The 18,123-nt window shown below is 56.8% G+C and carries 15 protein-coding genes; 11 read left to right on the top strand and 4 right to left on the bottom strand.

The features are described 5' to 3' along the window. Window position 1 precedes the first annotated feature (1 nt). Window positions 2-1,369 (bottom strand): serine endoprotease DegQ, encoded by a 1,368-nt coding sequence (gene degQ / locus ACI2JR_RS18020; RefSeq protein WP_132729515.1) that lies wholly within the window; start codon window positions 1,367-1,369, stop codon window positions 2-4. A gap of 172 nt (window positions 1,370-1,541) precedes the next feature. Further along, a complete protein-coding gene (zapG, locus tag ACI2JR_RS18015) occupies window positions 1,542-1,940 on the bottom strand; it encodes a Z-ring associated protein ZapG (RefSeq protein WP_132729516.1) in 399 nt (132 codons plus the stop codon). Between the two features lie 190 nt (window positions 1,941-2,130). Here zapG and zapE point away from each other — a divergent pair, with 190 nt between their 5' ends. The 11 genes from zapE (at window position 2,131) to nanQ (ending at window position 11,507) form a co-directional block, all read left to right on the top strand. Beyond that, window positions 2,131-3,258: a cell division protein ZapE gene (zapE, locus tag ACI2JR_RS18010; protein WP_132729517.1), complete on the top strand. Its 1,128-nt coding sequence runs from the start codon at window positions 2,131-2,133 to the stop codon at window positions 3,256-3,258. Window positions 3,259-3,547: 289 nt separating this feature from the next. Further along, complete coding sequence (gene rplM, locus ACI2JR_RS18005; RefSeq protein WP_004868222.1) at window positions 3,548-3,976, top strand: 50S ribosomal protein L13; 429 nt, start codon at window positions 3,548-3,550, stop codon at window positions 3,974-3,976. Between the two features lie 15 nt (window positions 3,977-3,991). Continuing rightward, a complete protein-coding gene (gene rpsI / locus ACI2JR_RS18000) occupies window positions 3,992-4,384 on the top strand; it encodes a 30S ribosomal protein S9 (RefSeq protein ID WP_003025138.1) in 393 nt (130 codons plus the stop codon). A 306-nt stretch (window positions 4,385-4,690) separates the two neighbouring features. After that, the gene (sspA, locus tag ACI2JR_RS17995) at window positions 4,691-5,329 is read left to right on the top strand and encodes a stringent starvation protein SspA (protein WP_132729518.1); all 639 of its coding nucleotides are present in this window, start codon (window positions 4,691-4,693) and stop codon (window positions 5,327-5,329) included. A 3-nt stretch (window positions 5,330-5,332) separates the two neighbouring features. Continuing rightward, complete coding sequence (sspB, locus tag ACI2JR_RS17990) at window positions 5,333-5,830, top strand: ClpXP protease specificity-enhancing factor (RefSeq protein WP_132729519.1); 498 nt, start codon at window positions 5,333-5,335, stop codon at window positions 5,828-5,830. 119 nt (window positions 5,831-5,949) lie between these two features. After that, window positions 5,950-6,741 (top strand): transcriptional regulator NanR, encoded by a 792-nt coding sequence (nanR, locus tag ACI2JR_RS17985; protein WP_132729520.1) that lies wholly within the window; start codon window positions 5,950-5,952, stop codon window positions 6,739-6,741. A 140-nt stretch (window positions 6,742-6,881) separates the two neighbouring features. Next, window positions 6,882-7,784: an N-acetylneuraminate lyase gene (nanA, locus tag ACI2JR_RS17980; RefSeq protein WP_132729521.1), complete on the top strand. Its 903-nt coding sequence runs from the start codon at window positions 6,882-6,884 to the stop codon at window positions 7,782-7,784. 160 nt (window positions 7,785-7,944) lie between these two features. Next, window positions 7,945-9,432, top strand: coding sequence for an MFS transporter (locus tag ACI2JR_RS17975; RefSeq protein ID WP_132729522.1), 1,488 nt, complete (start codon window positions 7,945-7,947; stop codon window positions 9,430-9,432). Between the two features lie 49 nt (window positions 9,433-9,481). Beyond that, a complete protein-coding gene (locus tag ACI2JR_RS17970; protein ID WP_462479136.1) occupies window positions 9,482-10,171 on the top strand; it encodes an N-acetylmannosamine-6-phosphate 2-epimerase in 690 nt (229 codons plus the stop codon). After that, window positions 10,168-11,043 carry an N-acetylmannosamine kinase gene (locus ACI2JR_RS17965; RefSeq protein WP_462479135.1) on the top strand — a complete coding sequence of 292 codons (876 nt, stop codon included), beginning with the start codon at window positions 10,168-10,170 and terminating at the stop codon, window positions 11,041-11,043. The genes ACI2JR_RS17970 and ACI2JR_RS17965 overlap by 4 nt, the downstream gene beginning before the upstream one ends. Beyond that, complete coding sequence (gene nanQ / locus ACI2JR_RS17960) at window positions 11,040-11,507, top strand: N-acetylneuraminate anomerase (protein ID WP_462479134.1); 468 nt, start codon at window positions 11,040-11,042, stop codon at window positions 11,505-11,507. The genes ACI2JR_RS17965 and nanQ overlap by 4 nt, the downstream gene beginning before the upstream one ends. A gap of 76 nt (window positions 11,508-11,583) precedes the next feature. On the opposite strand, the gene ACI2JR_RS17955 is transcribed toward nanQ, so the two are convergent. Together ACI2JR_RS17955 and gltB are read right to left on the bottom strand one after the other, a co-directional pair. Then, window positions 11,584-13,002 (bottom strand): glutamate synthase small subunit, encoded by a 1,419-nt coding sequence (locus tag ACI2JR_RS17955; RefSeq protein ID WP_132729526.1) that lies wholly within the window; start codon window positions 13,000-13,002, stop codon window positions 11,584-11,586. A gap of 9 nt (window positions 13,003-13,011) precedes the next feature. Further along, window positions 13,012-17,472: a glutamate synthase large subunit gene (gltB, locus tag ACI2JR_RS17950; protein ID WP_132729527.1), complete on the bottom strand. Its 4,461-nt coding sequence runs from the start codon at window positions 17,470-17,472 to the stop codon at window positions 13,012-13,014. Window positions 17,473-18,123 lie beyond the last annotated feature (651 nt).

Below are 18,123 nucleotides of genomic sequence, written 5' to 3'. Positions count from 1 at the left end.
CTTAACGCAGCAGCAAATAGATGCTTTCATTACCACGGATAACGTTAAGGGCGATGACGGCCGGTTTACTCTCCAGCACTTTACGCAATTCGGCGATAGAACGAACGCGCTCGCGGTTAAGGCCGATGATAATATCATCCTTATGCAGACCAACCTGTGCCGCGGCGCTGCCTTTATCGACGTTGTCAACGGTGACGCCTTTGGTGCCGTCCTTCATCTGACCGTCGCTCAACGATGCACCCTGCAGAGCTGGAATAATGAGATCGGCGCTGGCGGTAGAGGAGGTGCTCTTATCCAGCGTTACTTCAACGTCCAGCGGCTTCCCGTCACGCAACACGCCCAGCTTCACTTTGGTGCCCGGCTCGGTGGTGGCGATCCGCGACCGCAGTTCGGCGAAACTGCTGAGCGCTTTGCCGTTCATGCTGACAATCACGTCCCCGGATTTAATCCCGGCTTTCGCCGACCCCGAATTAGGTAATACTTCGCTGACAAAGGCGCCGCGCTGTACGTCGATATTCATCGCCCTGGCGATATCCGCGCTCATCTCCATACCCTTAATGCCCAACAGGCCGCGTTTGATTTCACCAAACTGAATCAGCTGCTGGGCAAGGGTTTGCGCCATATTGCTCGGAATAGCAAAGCCGATCCCGACGCTACCGCCGCCCGGAGCCAGGATCGCGGTATTGATGCCAATCAGCTCGCCGTTCAGGTTCAGCAGCGCCCCGCCGGAGTTACCCCGGTTGATGGAGGCGTCGGTCTGGATAAAGTTCTCCAGCCCTTCGAGGTTAAGCCCGCTGCGGCCGAGCGCCGAGATAATGCCGGAGGTCGCGGTTTGCCCAAGGCCAAACGGGTTGCCGACGGCGACAGCAAAATCGCCAACGCGCAGCTTATCGGAATCGGCGACGGCGATTTGCGTCAGATGGCTGGGGTTTTGGATCTGCAACAGGGCGATATCACTCTGATCGTCGCTGCCGACCAGCTTCGCGTCAAACTCACGGCCATCGTTGAGCTGCACGCTGATTTTTTGCGCCTGGCTGATAACGTGATTATTGGTTAATACATAGCCTTTCGCCGCATCGATGATTACCCCGGAGCCGAGGCCTTCAAAAGGCTGAGCCTGTTCCTGCGGCGCATTGTCACCAAAGTACTTTTTCAACTCTTCCGGCATGTTTTGTACCGGCGCTGCGGTACCTTCAACCTGTACGCTCACCACCGCAGGCAGCACCTTTTCCAGCATCGGCGCAAGGCTCGGCAATGCCCCCTGGCCAGGTACCTGCGTGGGTAACGATGCCGTAGCCGTAGGTAAGACCGACAGCGATAACCCTATGCTTAACGCTAACGCACTCAACAGCAAAGTCTGTTTCTTCATTAGATGCTGGCTCTCGTAACCTGAGGTGTATGGAAAAACGTCCCGAATGGTCTGATGTTATTGAATTTTCGACCCGCTAACAATGCGGTCAATGCTTAAATAATAGCTGGAATGCGGGGGGAGGCGGGCGCAGGGAGCGCGCCCGGATAATATTTTTGCTGTCAGCGAAAAATCAGTCGCGCTTTGCGCCACCGCGCAGCAGACCGGATGCGCCTTCAGAATAGTCGCGCGGCATCTGGACCGGCGCCTGATCGTTACCGGCTTCTGATTCTGCCAGGCGGTTGCGGAACGGGTTCGCTTCCGCCATGGTGTCCGGCAGCAGGCTGCTGGAGCTTTTCGCCATGTGTTGATACAGCTGGCGATAGTCATCCGCCATGTTATCCAGCAGTTCAGCGCTGCGGGCAAAATGGCTAACCAGCTCTTCACGATACTCTTCAAGCTCTGTTTTATTCTTTTCCAGTTCGTACTGCAGCGCCTGCTGTTGACGTAATTTGCGGTTGCCAAAACGCATGGCGACGGCACCGATGATGATACCGACAACTAGCCCAATTAGCGCATATTCCCAGGTCATGTACATCTCCCGTTGTTTTGTGGTTCCGTAGGGTGGCTATGAGGCTCTCCGCCTGCGCCCGATAGGGCGACTCTCACCGCTAATTCCTCAGAGGGGGTCTCCTGGCGTCTCGTCGCGTAGTGTAGAACGGCCTTTTTTTCGTCAATCGTGAGCTCCGGCATTACGGTTTTCAAGGAATAACAATTAGATCATGCAAAGCCTGTCCCCAACATCGCGTTACCTTTTAGCCCTCCAGGAGGGCAGCCATCAACCTGACGATGTCCAGCAAGAAGCGGTCAGCCGCCTCGATACCATCTATCGTGAACTGCAGAATAAACCTGCGCCGGCGCCGCAAAGCGGCGGTCTGCGGGCAAAATTCGGCAAGCTGCTGGGCAAGCGTGAGACCACTGTCGATACCGCTGCCGTCCGCGGCCTCTATATGTGGGGTGGCGTAGGGCGGGGAAAAACCTGGTTGATGGATCTGTTTTATCAGAGTTTGCCGGGTGAGCGTAAGCAGCGGCTGCACTTCCACCGCTTTATGCTACGCGTCCATGAAGAGTTAATTACCCTGCAGGGGCATAGCGATCCGCTGGAAATTCTTGCTGATCGCTTCAAGGCGGAAACCGACGTTCTGTGTTTCGATGAGTTTTTTGTCTCCGATATTACCGACGCCATGCTGCTGGGCGGCTTGATGAAAGCGCTGTTTGCCCGCGGGATCACCTTAGTCGCCACCTCTAATATCCCGCCGGATGATCTGTACCGCAACGGCCTGCAGCGTGCCCGCTTCCTGCCGGCAATCGATGCGATTAAACAACATTGCGACATCATGAACGTCGATGCGGGAATTGATTATCGACTGCGTACCTTAACCCAGGCGCATTTGTGGCTGTCGCCGCTCAACGCGCAGACGCAGCAGCAGATGGATAAACTGTGGCTGGCATTGGCGGGGGCGAAGCGTGAGCAGATGCCGACGCTGGAGATTAATCACCGTCCGCTGCCGACGTTAGGGGTCGAGAACCAGACCCTGGCGGCCTCCTTTGCCACGCTATGCGTCGATGCGCGCAGCCAGCACGACTACATTGCGCTTTCGCGCCAGTTCCATACCGTGATGCTGTTCGATGTTCCGGTGATGACCCCGCAGCTGGAAAGCGAAGCCCGGCGTTTTATCGCCCTGGTGGATGAGTTCTACGAGCGCCACGTCAAGCTGGTGGTCAGCGCGGCGGTGCCGCTGTATGACGTTTATCAGGGGGAACGCCTGAAGTTTGAGTTCCAGCGCTGTTTGTCGCGCCTGCAGGAAATGCAGAGCGAAGAGTATCTGAAGCGCCCGCATATGCCCTGAAACCCCGCCTTTTCCATGCCCGCTCTGGCCGGTGGGGCAGGGAAAATCGGCGGCGCGGACCTGGCGAAAAAACCTGGTCCAAATCACATAAAGGGGTCGATCTTTGGCCCCGACTTCTCTATAATCTTGCGACCCCACGTTACAAGAAGGTTTTTTTCCCAAAACTTTCTATAGTGCCGGCATAGGCTATTCGAAGGGGTAGGTTTGCTGGACAATGTCGTGTGAACCTCAACTGACTAAACGTTTGGGTGTTCACCAACGTGTAACTTATTATTTGGGTAAGCTTTTAATGAAAACTTTTACAGCTAAACCAGAAACCGTAAAGCGCGACTGGTATGTTGTTGACGCGACCGGTAAAACTCTGGGCCGTCTGGCTTCTGAACTGGCTCGTCGCCTGCGCGGTAAGCATAAAGCGGAATACACTCCGCACGTAGATACTGGTGATTACATCATCGTTCTGAACGCAGAAAAAGTGGCTGTTACCGGCAACAAGCGCGAAGACAAAATGTACTATCATCACACCGGTCACATCGGTGGTATTAAAGAAGCGACCTTTGAAGAGATGATTGCTCGCCGTCCTGAGCGTGTGATTGAAATCGCGGTTAAAGGCATGTTGCCAAAAGGCCCGCTGGGTCGTGCTATGTACCGTAAACTGAAAGTTTACGCGGGTAACGAGCACAACCACGCGGCACAGCAACCGCAAGTTCTTGACATCTAATCGGGATTATAGGCAATGGCTGAAAATCAATATTACGGCACTGGTCGCCGCAAAAGTTCCGCAGCTCGCGTTTTCATCAAACCAGGCAGCGGCAAAATCGTTATCAACCAGCGTTCTCTGGAACAGTACTTCGGTCGTGAAACTGCCCGCATGGTAGTTCGTCAGCCGCTGGAACTGGTCGACATGGTTGAAAAACTGGATCTGTACATCACTGTTAAAGGTGGTGGTATCTCTGGTCAGGCTGGTGCGATCCGTCACGGTATCACCCGCGCTCTGATGGAGTATGATGAGTCCCTGCGTGGCGAACTGCGTAAAGCTGGCTTCGTTACCCGTGATGCTCGTCAGGTTGAACGTAAGAAAGTCGGTCTGCGTAAAGCACGTCGTCGTCCTCAGTTCTCCAAACGTTAATTGTTTTCTGCTCACGCAGAACAATTTGCGAAAAAACCCGCTTCGGCGGGTTTTTTTATGAATAAATCCCCCGTTATCCACAAGCAAATCGCCTGTTCTTACCACTTTTTCAGCATTTCCAGAATCCCCTCACCACAACGCCTTCAAGATCTGGTAAACTATCATCCAATTTTCTGCCCAAATGCTGGTGATTGTTCATTTTTTGCATCAACGGGAATGACGTTCACGCGAATGGGGTTTTTACATCTGGCTGGCCACGCGTGGCTGGTAGCAGTACAAAAATTCTGAATATACCTGGAGGTTTTCATGGCTGTCGCTGCCAACAAACGTTCGGTAATGACGCTGTTTTCTGGTCCTACTGACATCTATAGCCACCAAGTCCGCATCGTGCTGGCAGAAAAAGGTGTTAGTTTTGAGATAGAACACGTGGAGAAGGACAACCCACCTCAGGATCTGATTGACCTCAACCCGAATCAAAGCGTACCTACGCTGGTGGATCGTGAGCTCACTCTGTGGGAATCCCGCATCATTATGGAATATCTGGATGAGCGTTTCCCACATCCGCCGTTAATGCCGGTATATCCGGTGGCGCGTGGAGAAAGCCGTCTGTACATGCAACGCATCGAAAAAGACTGGTATTCGCTGATGAATACCATTCAGACCGGTACCGCCGCGCAAGCGGATACCGCGCGTAAGCAGCTGCGTGAAGAGCTGCAGGCGATTGCGCCGGTCTTTACGCAAAAACCTTACTTCCTGAGCGATGAGTTCAGCCTGGTTGATTGCTATCTGGCGCCGCTGCTGTGGCGTTTGCCGGTTCTCGGTGTTGAAGTTGTTGGTGCCGGCGCGAAAGAGCTCAAGGGCTATATGACTCGCGTCTTTGAACGTGATTCCTTCCTCGCTTCTTTAACTGAAGCCGAGCGTGAAATGCGTCTCGGTCGGGGCTAACCGATGGATGTATCGCAGCTAACGCCGCGTCGCCCGTACTTACTGCGGGCGTTCTATGAGTGGCTGCTGGATAACCAGCTGACTCCACATCTGGTTGTGGATGTGACACTGCCGAACGTACTGGTTCCGATGGAGTACGCGCGCGACGGGCAAATCGTGCTCAATATTGCGCCGCGTGCCGTAGGTAATCTGGAACTGGCGAATGACGAAGTGCGTTTCAATGCGCGCTTCGGCGGTGTTCCGCGCAACGTTTCTGTTCCAATGGCTGCCGTGCTGGCGATTTATGCCCGCGAAAACGGCGCAGGGACGATGTTCGAACCTGAAGCCGCCTATGATGAAGACGTCACCACCCTGAATGATGACGAAGCCTCATCAGGCAATGAGAATGAAACGGTCATGTCGGTGATCGACGGTGATAAGCCGGATGATCACGAGGACGATCCTGATGATACGCCGCCGCCATCGCGCGGCGGGCGTCCGGCGCTGCGCGTCGTGAAATAATCCCGCATCATGGATATACAGATTGCAGGCCCTTCGGGGCCTGTTCTGTTATCTACGCCGCCAGCATACAATTGTTGTGTTAAGATGGTACGGTCGTCACTTGCTGTCACCAATCACACATGGTCCCTATGAGCGCATTTGATCCCCAGACTGAAGAGAGTTCATCCGCAATCGGCAGCAGCCTGCGCCGCCGTCCTCTGGCGCGAAAAAAACTGTCGGAAATGGTGGAAGAAGAGCTCGAGAATATGATCCGCCGTCGCGAGTTTACCGAAGGCGAGCAGTTACCTTCTGAGCGTGAGCTGATGACCTTCTTCAACGTCGGCCGTCCCTCCGTGCGTGAGGCGCTGGCCGCCTTAAAGCGTAAAGGATTGGTGCAGATCAGCAACGGCGAACGCGCCCGCGTCTCCCGGCCTTCTGCCGACACCATCATCGGTGAACTCTCGGGGATGGCGAAGGATTTTCTCGCCCACCCAGGCGGGATCGCGCATTTTGAACAGCTGCGCCTGTTTTTCGAATCCAGCCTGGTCCGTTACGCAGCGGAACACGCCAGCGATGAGCAGATTGCAAAGCTGGAGCTGGCGCTGAAGATCAATAGCCAGTCGCTGGATGATAACGCGCTGTTTATTCGTTCTGACGTCGAATTTCACCGCGTCCTGGCGGAGATTCCCGGCAATCCGATCTTCCTGGCTATCCATGTCGCCCTGCTGGACTGGCTGATCGCCGCGCGTCCTAAAGTACCTGAGCACGAGCTGCACGAGCATAATAACGTAAGCTATCAACAGCATATCGATATCGTAGCGGCTATTCGTCGCCGCGACCCAGACGAAGCCGATCGCGCCTTGCAGACCCACCTCAATAGCGTTTCCGCCACCTGGCACGCCTTCGGCCAGAAAAAACAGCCGCGTCAGTAATTCACACGATCGTCAGGATCGTTGTTTAGTGAAGCAGATCGCATATTAAGCGTTCTGTATGGGGCTGTTGCTTATCTGTTCTGGTATAACAGGTATAAAGGTACATAGTTAATCATAACGCATAGCATAAAGAGGTTTATATGGCGGTCAATTTACGTGGGGTTATGGCGGCACTGCTTACACCGTTTGACGGGCAACAAATGCTGGATAGAGAAAGCCTGCGGCGGCTGGTGCGTTTCAACCTGAGTCAGGGAATCGATGGCTTGTACGTCGGCGGCTCTACCGGCGAGGCTTTCGTGCAAAGCAGCGCAGAGCGTCAGGAAGTGCTGGAGATCGTCGCCGACGAAGCAAAGGGGAAAATGACCCTGATTGCCCACGTCGGCTGCGTCAGCACGCTCGAAAGCCAGCAGCTGGCACAGGTGGCGGAAGGCTATGGCTACGATGCCGTCTCCGCCGTAACCCCGTTCTACTACCCCTTCAGCTTCGAGGAGCACTGCGCCCACTACCGGGCCATTATTGATTCAGCTAACGGCTTACCGATGGTGGTCTACAACATCCCGGCGTTGAGCGGGGTTAAGCTGACTCTGGATCAGATCAGCTCCCTCGTGACCCTGCCGGGCGTAGGGGCGTTGAAACAAACCTCTGGCGATCTTTACCAGATGGAGCAGATCCGCCGCGCCCATCCGGATCTGGTCCTTTACAACGGCTATGATGAGATCTTTGCCTCCGGCCTGCTGGCGGGGGCCGACGGCGGGATCGGCAGTACCTATAACATTATGGGCTGGCGCTATCAGGGGATCGTCAAAGCGCTGCGCGCCGGCGATATCGCCGAGGCGCAAAGGCTGCAATGTGAATGCAACAAGGCGATCGATCTGTTGATTAAAACCGGCGTATTCCGCGGTCTGAAAAGCGTTCTTCACTACATGGATGTGGTGGCTGAGCCGCTGTGCCGCAAGCCGTTCGCCCCGGTCGATGAGCAATTCCTGCCGCAGCTGAAGGCGCTGGCGCAGCAGCTGCAGCAGGAGAAAGAACGGCTGGGTTGAGCCATCGCTGGCCCCGCACGCATGGTGCGAGCGGGGGAACTCCCGGACTGCGCCACCGGGCGCCGTGTTCGGGCGACAACATTGTCTATACCTGGTGTGGCGATAGCGACATCCGGTATGAAAAACCAAGCGTGGGTCTGACCCATCGCGGGAGAGCAAAATGAGCACAACGACCCAGAACATCCCGTGGTATCGCCATCTCAACCGGGCGCAATGGCGGGCTTTCTCCGCCGCCTGGTTGGGTTATTTGCTTGATGGTTTTGATTTTGTATTAATCGCTCTGGTGTTAACGGAAATTCAGGGGGACTTTGGCCTGACAACCGTTGAAGCGGCAAGTCTGATCTCTGCCGCCTTTATTTCACGCTGGTTCGGCGGGCTGATGCTGGGCGCCATGGGCGATCGCTATGGACGGCGGTTGGCCATGGTCACCAGCATTGTCCTTTTTTCAGTGGGCACGCTGGCATGCGGCTTCGCGCCGGGCTATACCACCCTGTTTATCGCCCGTCTGGTGATTGGAATGGGGATGGCCGGCGAATACGGTTCAAGTGCAACCTATGTTATTGAAAGCTGGCCAAAACAGCTGAGAAATAAAGCCAGCGGTTTTTTGATCTCCGGTTTTTCCGTCGGAGCGGTTATTGCGGCACAGATCTACAGCTTGGTGGTGCCGGTGTGGGGGTGGCGCGCGCTGTTTTTCATTGGCATCGTGCCGATCGTCTTTGCGCTGTGGCTGCGAAAGAATATTCCCGAAGCAGAGGACTGGAAAGAGAAGCATGAAGGCAAAACGCCGGTCCGGACGATGGTGGATATCCTGTACCGCGGAAAATACCGGGTACTCAATATATTCCTGACCGCTGTGGCGGCGACGGCGCTGTGGTTCTGCTTCGCCGGTGAGCTCAACAATGCCGGCATCGTCGTCGCGCTGGGGCTGCTCTGCGCGACGATTTTTATCAGCTTTATGGTGCAAAGCAGCGGTAAACGCTGGCCAACGGGTGTGACGCTGATGGTGGTCGTCCTGTTTGCCTTCCTCTATTCATGGCCTATTCAGGCGTTATTACCGACTTATCTCAAAACGGAGCTGGCCTACGATCATACGACCGTGGCGAACGTTCTGTTCTTTAGCGGTTTTGGCGCGGCTGTAGGCTGCTGCGTCGGCGGCTTTCTCGGCGACTGGCTGGGGACGCGAAAAGCTTACGTTTGCAGTCTGCTGGCTTCCCAGCTGCTGATTATTCCCGTTTTTGCTATCGGCGGCGCAAACGTATGGGTTCTGGGCCTGCTACTGTTTTTCCAGCAGATGCTTGGGCAGGGGATCTCCGGGATCTTACCCAAACTGATCGGCGGCTACTTCGATACCGATCAACGGGCGGCTGGCCTGGGCTTTACCTATAACGTGGGGGCGCTGGGTGGCGCGATTGCGCCGGTCCTCGGCGCGCTGATTGCGCAACGTATGGATCTCGGCACCACGCTGGGATCGCTCTCGTTCGGCCTGACCTTTGTGGTGATCCTGCTTATTGGTCTGGATATGCCCTCGCGCGTGCAACGCTGGATCCGCCCGGAAGCCGTGCGTACCCATGATGCGATTGATGGCAAACCGCTGAGCGGCGCAGTGCCGTTCGGCGCCGCTAAAAGTGAATTAATGAAAACCAGGTAATCTGTGCCCGGCCCCCAGGCCGGGCATTAAGCGTACTCAGGGAGTTATTATGTCTTTGCTTGAACAACTGGATAGCCGCATCCGCGCCAACGGCGGGTTAATTGTCTCCTGTCAGCCGGTTCCCGGCAGCCCGCTGGATACGCCGGCCATCGTCGCGGCGATGGCGCTGGCGGCCGAACAGGCCGGGGCGGTGGCGTTGCGTATTGAAGGGGTGGAGAATCTGCGTGCCACCCGCGCGGCGGTGACGGTACCGATTATCGGCATTCTGAAGCGCGACCTTGACGATTCACCGGTACGCATTACGCCATTTCTGGAGGATGTGGATGCGCTGGCGCAGGCGGGGGCCGATATTATCGCCATCGATGGCACCGATCGCCTGCGTCCGGTGGCGATAGAGGCGCTGCTGGCGAGAATTCATCAGCAGCAGAAGCTGGCGATGACCGACTGCTCGTCGGTTGATGATGGGCGACGGTGTCAGCGGCTGGGAGCGGAGATTATCGGCACCACCCTGTCGGGCTATACTACGCCGTACACGCCGGATGAGCCCGATCTCGCGCTGGTCCAGGCGCTACACGAGGCGGGCTGTCGGGTGATTGCCGAAGGGCGCTACAACACGCCGGCTCAGGCGGCTGAGGCCATGCGGCATGGCGCATGGGCGGTCACCGTGGGATCTGCGATTACGCGTCTGGAACATATTTGCGGGTGGTACAACACGGCGCTGAAAAAGGCGGCGTCATGACCACTTTGGCGATTGATATTGGCGGCACCAAGCTTGCCGCCGCGCTGATAGACCGCGAACTGGCGATTGCTGCGCGACGTGAAATGGCTACCCCCGCCTGCCAGACGCCGGCGGCGTTAGCCGCGGCATTAGGCGAACTTGTGGCGCCACTGGCGGCGCGCGCGGAGCGTTTCGCCATTGCTTCCACCGGCATTATTCAGGACGGCATTCTGACCGCCATCAATCCAGCGAATCTGGGAGGACTGGCGCATTTTCCCCTGCAGGCGTGTTTATCCGACCTCACGGCGTTGCCCGGTATTGCCCTCAATGATGCTCAGGCCGCGGCGTGGGCGGAATATCATGCATTAGCGGAGAAGGTGGGTGAGATGCTGTTTCTGACCGTCTCGACGGGCGTCGGGGGCGGTATCGTCAGCCATGGCAGACTGCAAACCGGCAGCGGTGGTCTGGCAGGGCACTGCGGCCACACGCTGGCGGATCCCCATGGGCCAGTCTGCGGCTGCGGGCGGAAAGGCTGCGTCGAGGCTATCGCTTCCGGGCGCGGCATCGCGGCGGCGGCCGTAGGGGAGCTCAGCGGCCTGGATGCGAAAGCTATTTTTGCTCTTGCCGGCGAGGGCCATCAGCAGGCGCGCTCCCTGATCCAGCGATCGGCGCAAACGCTGGCGCGGCTGATTGCCGATCTGAAAGCCGTCACCGACTGCCAGTGCGTGGTGGTGGGCGGCAGTATCGGTCTGGCCAGCGGCTATCTGTCGCTGGTTGAGAAGTATCTGTTACAGGAACCCGCGGTCTATCATGTTCCGCTGCGAGAAGCTTACTATCGGCATGATGCGGGTCTGCTAGGGGCTGCATTATGGGGACGGGGAGAAAACAGATGATTGTGGGCAATTTACAGCAGCCTTTGGCGGCCGGGCTGCCGGGAGCGCTGGGGCGGGCTATCGCCCTGGCCCAGGCTCACGACCTGTACAATAAGGCGCCAGGGAGCTATGAGCTGCAGGGCGACAATGTGTTGATGAATGTGATGCAGTTCACTACCGGAGCGTCTGAGGAGAAGAAAGCGGAGCTGCATACCCAGTATATCGACATCCAGATCCTGCTGGCGGGCGAGGAGCGCATTTTTTATGGTCTGATGGGGTCGGCGCGCGAGTGCGAGGAGCCGCATCCTGCAGAGGACTATCAGCTGTGCAACCGCATTGCCGGAGAACAGGTGCTGACGCTGCAGCCTGAGATGTTTGCGGTCTTCATGCCCGGCGAGCCGCATAAGCCCGGCTGTCGGGTCACGGCCTCCAGCGATGTGAAAAAGGTGGTCATCAAGGTTCGCGCCGGACTGCTTAGAGAATAAAAAAGCCCGCTGGCTTTTCACCATCGGGCTTTGTCGCGGATTAAGCCCGGATGAAAGGTTCATCCGGGCTGATGGATTACACTTCCAGGTAGTTCAGGATCCCGTCAGCCGCTTTACGACCTTCGGCAATCGCCGTGACCACCAGATCGGAACCGCGCACGATATCGCCGCCGGCGAAGATTTTCGGGTTGCTGGTCTGGAACGCATTCTCATTGCCTTCCGGCGCGATAATACGGCCCTGGGAATCCAGCTCAACGTCGTGCTTCGCCAGCCACTCCATGCTGTGCGGGCGGAAACCAAACGCCATCACCACCGCATCGGCCGGAACCACGTGCTCGGAACCGGCGACGATCTCCGCACGACGGCGGCCCTTCGCATCCGGCTGACCCATCTCAGTACGCGCCATTTTCACGCCGCACACTTTACCGTTGGCATTCACTTCCACACCCAGAGGCTGAACGTTGAACTGGAATTCGACGCCCTCTTCACGCGCGTTTTTCACTTCGCGTTTAGAGCCCGGCATGTTTTCTTCGTCACGACGGTAGGCACAGATAACGTGAGTCGCCCCCTGACGTATGGAGGTACGTACGCAGTCCATCGCGGTGTCGCCACCGCCGAGAACCACCACGCGTTTACCTTCCATATTGACGTACGGTTCGTGCGCCGTTTCGCCAAAGCCCATGGTCTGCTTGGTATTGGCGATCAGGAACGGCAGGGCGTCAAAGACACCGTTCGCATCTTCGTTTTCCAGCCCGCCGCGCATGGACTGATAGGTCCCCACGCCGAGGAAGACGGCGTCGTAATCTTTCAGCAGATCGTCAAGCTGAACGTCACGGCCCACTTCGATATTGAGTTTAAACTCAATCCCCATGCCGGTGAAAATTTCCCGGCGGCGGGTCATCACCTCTTTTTCCAGCTTAAACGCCGGAATACCGAAGGTCAGCAGGCCGCCGATTTCCGGATGGCGGTCAAATACCACGGCTTTGACGCCGTTACGGGTCAGCACGTCGGCACAGGCCAGCCCTGCCGGACCTGCCCCGACGATAGCGACCGTTTTACCGGTCTGCTTGACGCCGGAGAGATCGGGACGCCAGCCCATTTCGAACGCTTTATCATTGATATAACGCTCGATGTTGCCGATAGTCACCGCGCCGAACTCATCGTTCAGCGTACAGGAACCTTCACACAGGCGGTCCTGCGGGCAGACGCGCCCGCAGACTTCCGGCAGCGTGTTGGTCTGATGCGACAGTTCTGCCGCTTCAAAAATACGCCCTTCATTGGCCAGCTTCAGCCAGTTAGGAATGTAGTTGTGGACCGGACATTTCCATTCGCAGTACGGGTTGCCGCAGGACAGGCAGCGGTCTGCCTGGGCTTTGGCCTGGCCTTCTGAAAACGGCTCGTAAATTTCTACAAATTCAATTTTACGGATCTTCAGCGGTTTCTTTGGCGGATCAACGCGCTGTAAGTCGATAAACTGGTATACGTTCTGGCTCATCTGAATTCCTTACTGCGCCTGCACACGCAGCTCTGCTGCGCTACGACTACGGTGACCCAACAGTGCTTTAACATCGCTGGACTTTGGTTTAACCAGCGCGAATTTCGCTGCGAAGGCCGGCCAGTTAGCCAGGATCTCTTCACCGCGTGACGAACCGGTCAGCTGCACGTGTTCGGTAATCAGACCACGCAGGTGCTCTTCATGGATCGCGAGCGCGTCGACGTCCAGCACTTCCACCAGTTCCGGGTTCACACGTTTACGGAAGTCGCCATCTTCATCCAGTACGTAAGCAAAGCCGCCGGTCATCCCTGCGCCGAAGTTGACGCCGGTTTTACCCAGCACGCAGACGATGCCGCCGGTCATGTATTCACAACCGTTATCGCCGATGCCTTCTACCACGGTGATGGCGCCGGAGTTACGCACTGCAAAACGTTCGCCTGCGCGGCCTGCCGCGTACAGACGACCACCGGTCGCGCCATACAGGCAGGTGTTGCCGATGATGCTTGCCTCATGGCTACGGAAGGCGGAGCCAACCGGAGGACGGATCGCAAGCAGACCACCCGCCATCCCTTTGCCGACGTAGTCGTTGGCATCGCCGGTCAGATGCAGCTCCACGCCACCGGCGTTCCACACGCCGAAGCTTTGGCCCGCGGTACCGCTGAAGTGCGCGGTAATCGGGTCTGCTGCCAGTCCCTGATCGCCGTGGGTCTGGGCGATATAGCCGGACAGGGATGCGCCAACCGAGCGATCGGTGTTACGGATATCAAACCAGAAGGTTTTGCTCTGCTTGCCGTCAACGAACGGTTTTGCCTGCTGCAGCAGCTGCGCGTTCAGCACGCCGTTATCAAACGGCGGGTTGCTTTCGGTGCAGTACAGCGCTTTACCCGGGTGTGGCTCGGCGGTTTCCAGCAGTTTGCTCAGATCCAGCTTCTGCTGCTTCGCGGTATAGCCATCCAGCACTTTCAGCAGGTCGGTGCGGCCAATCAGGTCTACCAGACGCTTCACGCCGAGCTCAGCCATCAGCTCGCGGGTTTCGCGGGCGATGAATTCAAAGTAGTTAGTTACTTTGAACGGCAGGCCGTGATAGTGGTTCTTACGCAGTTTGTCATCCTGGGTTGCTACGCCGGTTGCGCAGTTGTTCAGGTGGCAAATGCGCAGATATTTACAGCCGAGCGCAACCATCGGGCCGGTACCGAAACCGAAGCTTTCCGCGCCGAGGATCGCCGCTTTGATGATGTCGAGGCCGGTTTTCAGCCCGCCGTCCACCTGCAGACGAATCTTGTGACGCAGGCCGTTGGCCACCAGCGCCTGCTGGGTTTCAACAAGGCCCAGTTCCCACGGACATCCCGCATATTTCACTGAGGAAAGCGGGCTGGCGCCGGTGCCGCCGTCATAACCGGCGATGGTGATGAGGTCGGCATAGGCTTTGGCCACGCCGGTAGCGATGGTGCCGACGCCCGGTTCAGAAACCAGCTTCACGGAAATCATCGCTTTCGGGTTAACCTGTTTGAGGTCAAAAATTAGCTGCGCCAGATCCTCGATAGAGTAAATATCGTGGTGCGGCGGCGGTGAAATCAGGGTAACGCCGGGAACCGAGTAGCGCAGTTTGGCAATATACGGGGTGACTTTATCCCCTGGCAGCTGCCCGCCTTCGCCCGGCTTCGCGCCCTGCGCGACTTTGATCTGGATAACATCGGCGTTCACCAGGTAAGCCGGGGTGACGCCGAAGCGACCGGAAGCGACCTGCTTAATCCGCGACACTTTGTTGGTGCCGTAGCGCGCAGGGTCTTCACCGCCTTCGCCGGAGTTAGAGAAACCGCCGATGCTGTTCATGGCTTCCGCCAGCGACTCATGCGCTTCCGGGCTCAACGCGCCGATAGACATGGCGGCGGTATCAAAGCGTTTGAACAGCTCTTTGGCCGATTCAACATGGTCGATGCTGATGGCGTCATCGCCTGGATTCAGCGCCAGCAGGTCGCGCAACGTTGCGGCCGGACGTTCATTCACCAGCTTCGCATACTGCTGATAATCCTGGTATTCACCGCTTTGTACGGCTTGTTGCAGGGTGCGGACGACGTCCGGGTTGTAGGCGTGATATTCGCCACCGTGCACGTATTTCAGCAGGCCGCCCTGATCCAGCGGTTTACGTGCCAGCCATGCGCGTTTGGACAGATTCAGCAAATCCTGCTGGAAGTCATCGAAGCCCGCGCCGCCGATACGGCTGACAACGCCGAGGAAGCACAGATCGGACACTTCGCGATGCAGACCGACGGCTTCGAACAGCTTCGAACAGCGGTAGGAGGCGATGGTCGAAATGCCCATTTTGGACATGATCTTGTACAGGCCTTTGTTGATGCCGTTACGGTAGTTCAGCATCACCGTACGGTAATCTTTCTCAATGGCTCTGCTATCGACCAGTTTCGCCAGCGTTTCATAGGCCAGGTATGGATAGATAGCCGTTGCGCCGAAGCCCAGCAGTACTGCGAAGTGGTGCGGGTCGCGGGCGCTGGCGGTTTCAACAATGATGTTGGCGTCGCAGCGCAGGCTCTTATCGACCAGGCGAGTCTGGATGGCGCCCACCGCCATCGGTGCCGGAACCGGCAGGCGGTCTTTGGCGATATTACGGTCGGAGAGCACCAGCAGGACGGTACCGTTACGCACCATCTGTTCTGCTTTATCGCACAGCGCTTTCACCGTTTCGGCCAGCGAGGTTTCCGTGGCGTTAAAGGTGATATCCAGCGTATCGGCGCGATAGTGTTCCTCTTTCATCGTGGTGAGCTGTTTGAAATCAGAGTACAGCAGGATCGGCGATTTGAAGCTCAGGCGGTGCGCCTGGCCTTCCGCTTCGCAGAAGACGTTCATTTCACGGCCGATGCTGGTGGCCAGCGACATCACGTGCGCTTCACGCAGCGGGTCGATCGGCGGGTTGGTAACCTGCGCGAACTGCTGGCGGAAGTAATCATAGATGACGCGCGGCTGGCTGGAGAGCACCGCAAACGGGGTGTCATCGCCCATCGAGCCGACGGCTTCCTGGCCATTTTCGCCCAGAACGCGCAGCACGGAGTCCAGCTCTTCAGCGCTGTAGTTAAACTGTTTCTGGTAGCTGGCGAGGGTGTCATCATCCAGCTGACGGCTGCCGACATCTTCGTCAGGCAGATCTTCGAACGGCACCAGGCGACGGACGTTTTTCTCCATCCACTCTTTATAAGGGTGGCGGCTTTTCAGATCGTCGTCGGTTTCCGCAGAGTGCAGAATGCGGCCGCCGCGGGTGTCGATCACCATCAGCTCGCCTGGGCCAACGCGGCCTTTTTCGACCACTTCGTCAGGCTGATAGTCCCAGATCCCGACTTCGGAAGCGCAGGTGATCAGCTTGTCTTTGGTGATGACGTAGCGCGCCGGGCGCAGACCGTTACGGTCGAGGTTACAGGCCGCGTAGCGGCCGTCGGACATCACGATGCCCGCCGGACCATCCCACGGCTCCATGTGCATGGAGTTAAAGTCAAAGAACGCGCGCAGCTCCGGATCCATATCTGGGTTGTTCTGCCAGGCTGGCGGAACGAGCAGACGCATCGCACGTACAATATCCATACCGCCGGCCAGCAGCAGCTCGAGCATGTTATCCATGGAGCTGGAGTCGGAGCCGGTTTCGTTAACGAACGGTGCCGCATCGTGCAGATCCGGGATTAACGGCGTCTGGAACTTATAGGTACGCGCGCGCGCCCACTGGCGGTTGCCGGTAATGGTGTTGATTTCGCCGTTATGCGCCAGATAGCGGAACGGTTGGGCCAGCGGCCAGCGCGGCACGGTATTGGTGGAGAAGCGCTGGTGGAACAGGCAGATTGCCGACTCCAGACGCAGGTCCGCGAGGTCCAGGTAGAAGCGCGGCAAATCCGCCGGCATACACAGACCTTTATAAATGTTCACCAGGTTCGACAGGCTGCAAACGTAGAAATCTTTATCTTCCTGCAGACGCTTTTCAATGCGGCGGCGAGCGATGAACAAACGACGTTCCATATCGCGTGGGCGCCAGCCAGCCGGGGCGTTAACAAAAATTTGTTCAATACGGGGCAGCGAGGAGAGGGCGATTTCACCGAGAACCCCTTCGTTGGTCGGCACTTCGCGCCAGCCGACGATCGACAGGGTTTCACGTTGTAATTCTTCTTCGACGATGCGGCGTGCGGTCGCCGCCAGCTCAGGATCTTTATTCAGGAACAACATCCCGACGGCGTAATTTTTGGCTAAACGCCAGCCGCGCTCTTCCGCAACGATACGGAAGAAACGATCGGGTTTTTGCAGCAGCAAGCCACAACCGTCGCCGGTTTTACCATCGGCAAGGATCGCGCCGCGGTGCTGCATTCGGGCCAGTGCGTGTATAGCGGTACGCACTACCTTGTGGCTAGGTTCGCCTTCTATGTGGGCGATCAGGCCGAAACCACAGTTATCCCTCTCAAGGGATTTATCGTACAACATATCAGTGAACCTCCCCAGGCTCTACGTAACACCCTCCGATACCGATTGCGCACGGGCACAGAAAGAGCATGGCGACGGGGTTTGCACCTCGCATTCGCCCTCTTTAAATCCTTTTCGCATCGGTACGCAAGTTTGAGGACTTGCTGTAAGAGGGAATCTCAATTACTGCATAAATATGATGAGCAGAGCACTCATCCAGAAAGCTTCCAGCGGATTCCCAACTTATCGGGAATCCGCACTTACGTCAAATGGCAATCTTATTTATACAAAAATGTGCTATACAGAGTTTAACTATATGATAGTTAAGATGATAGTCGTGTTTTAAGCGGCAATGAAACGTAGCGGAAAGCCTAATCTAGTGTGATCTGTCTCACTATATCGATAGCGTAACATTATCGTTCTGTGCTGAACTGGCTATTTATAGCAGAGTATTTATCTGCTTATTATCTCGGAGGCGAGAAATAACACTGTTTTTTACCCTGATGAAGATAATGGCAAACCAGGGGTTAAGTATAAGCAAAACTCATCATAGCACGGGTGAATGAAATTGCAGTTATCTTGAGTGGTTATGCAATGAGGTGAGCGGCCACTCTGACGATTGATCCAGGTCATCGCCGTAGGTGACTAAAAATGGCAGGCTTGGCCCCTTTA

The sequence above is a fragment of the Klebsiella sp. NPDC088457 genome, from assembly GCF_044900465.1.
Taxonomy (GTDB): domain Bacteria; phylum Pseudomonadota; class Gammaproteobacteria; order Enterobacterales; family Enterobacteriaceae; genus Klebsiella.
This window is presented reverse-complemented; position numbering and strand designations above follow the sequence as displayed.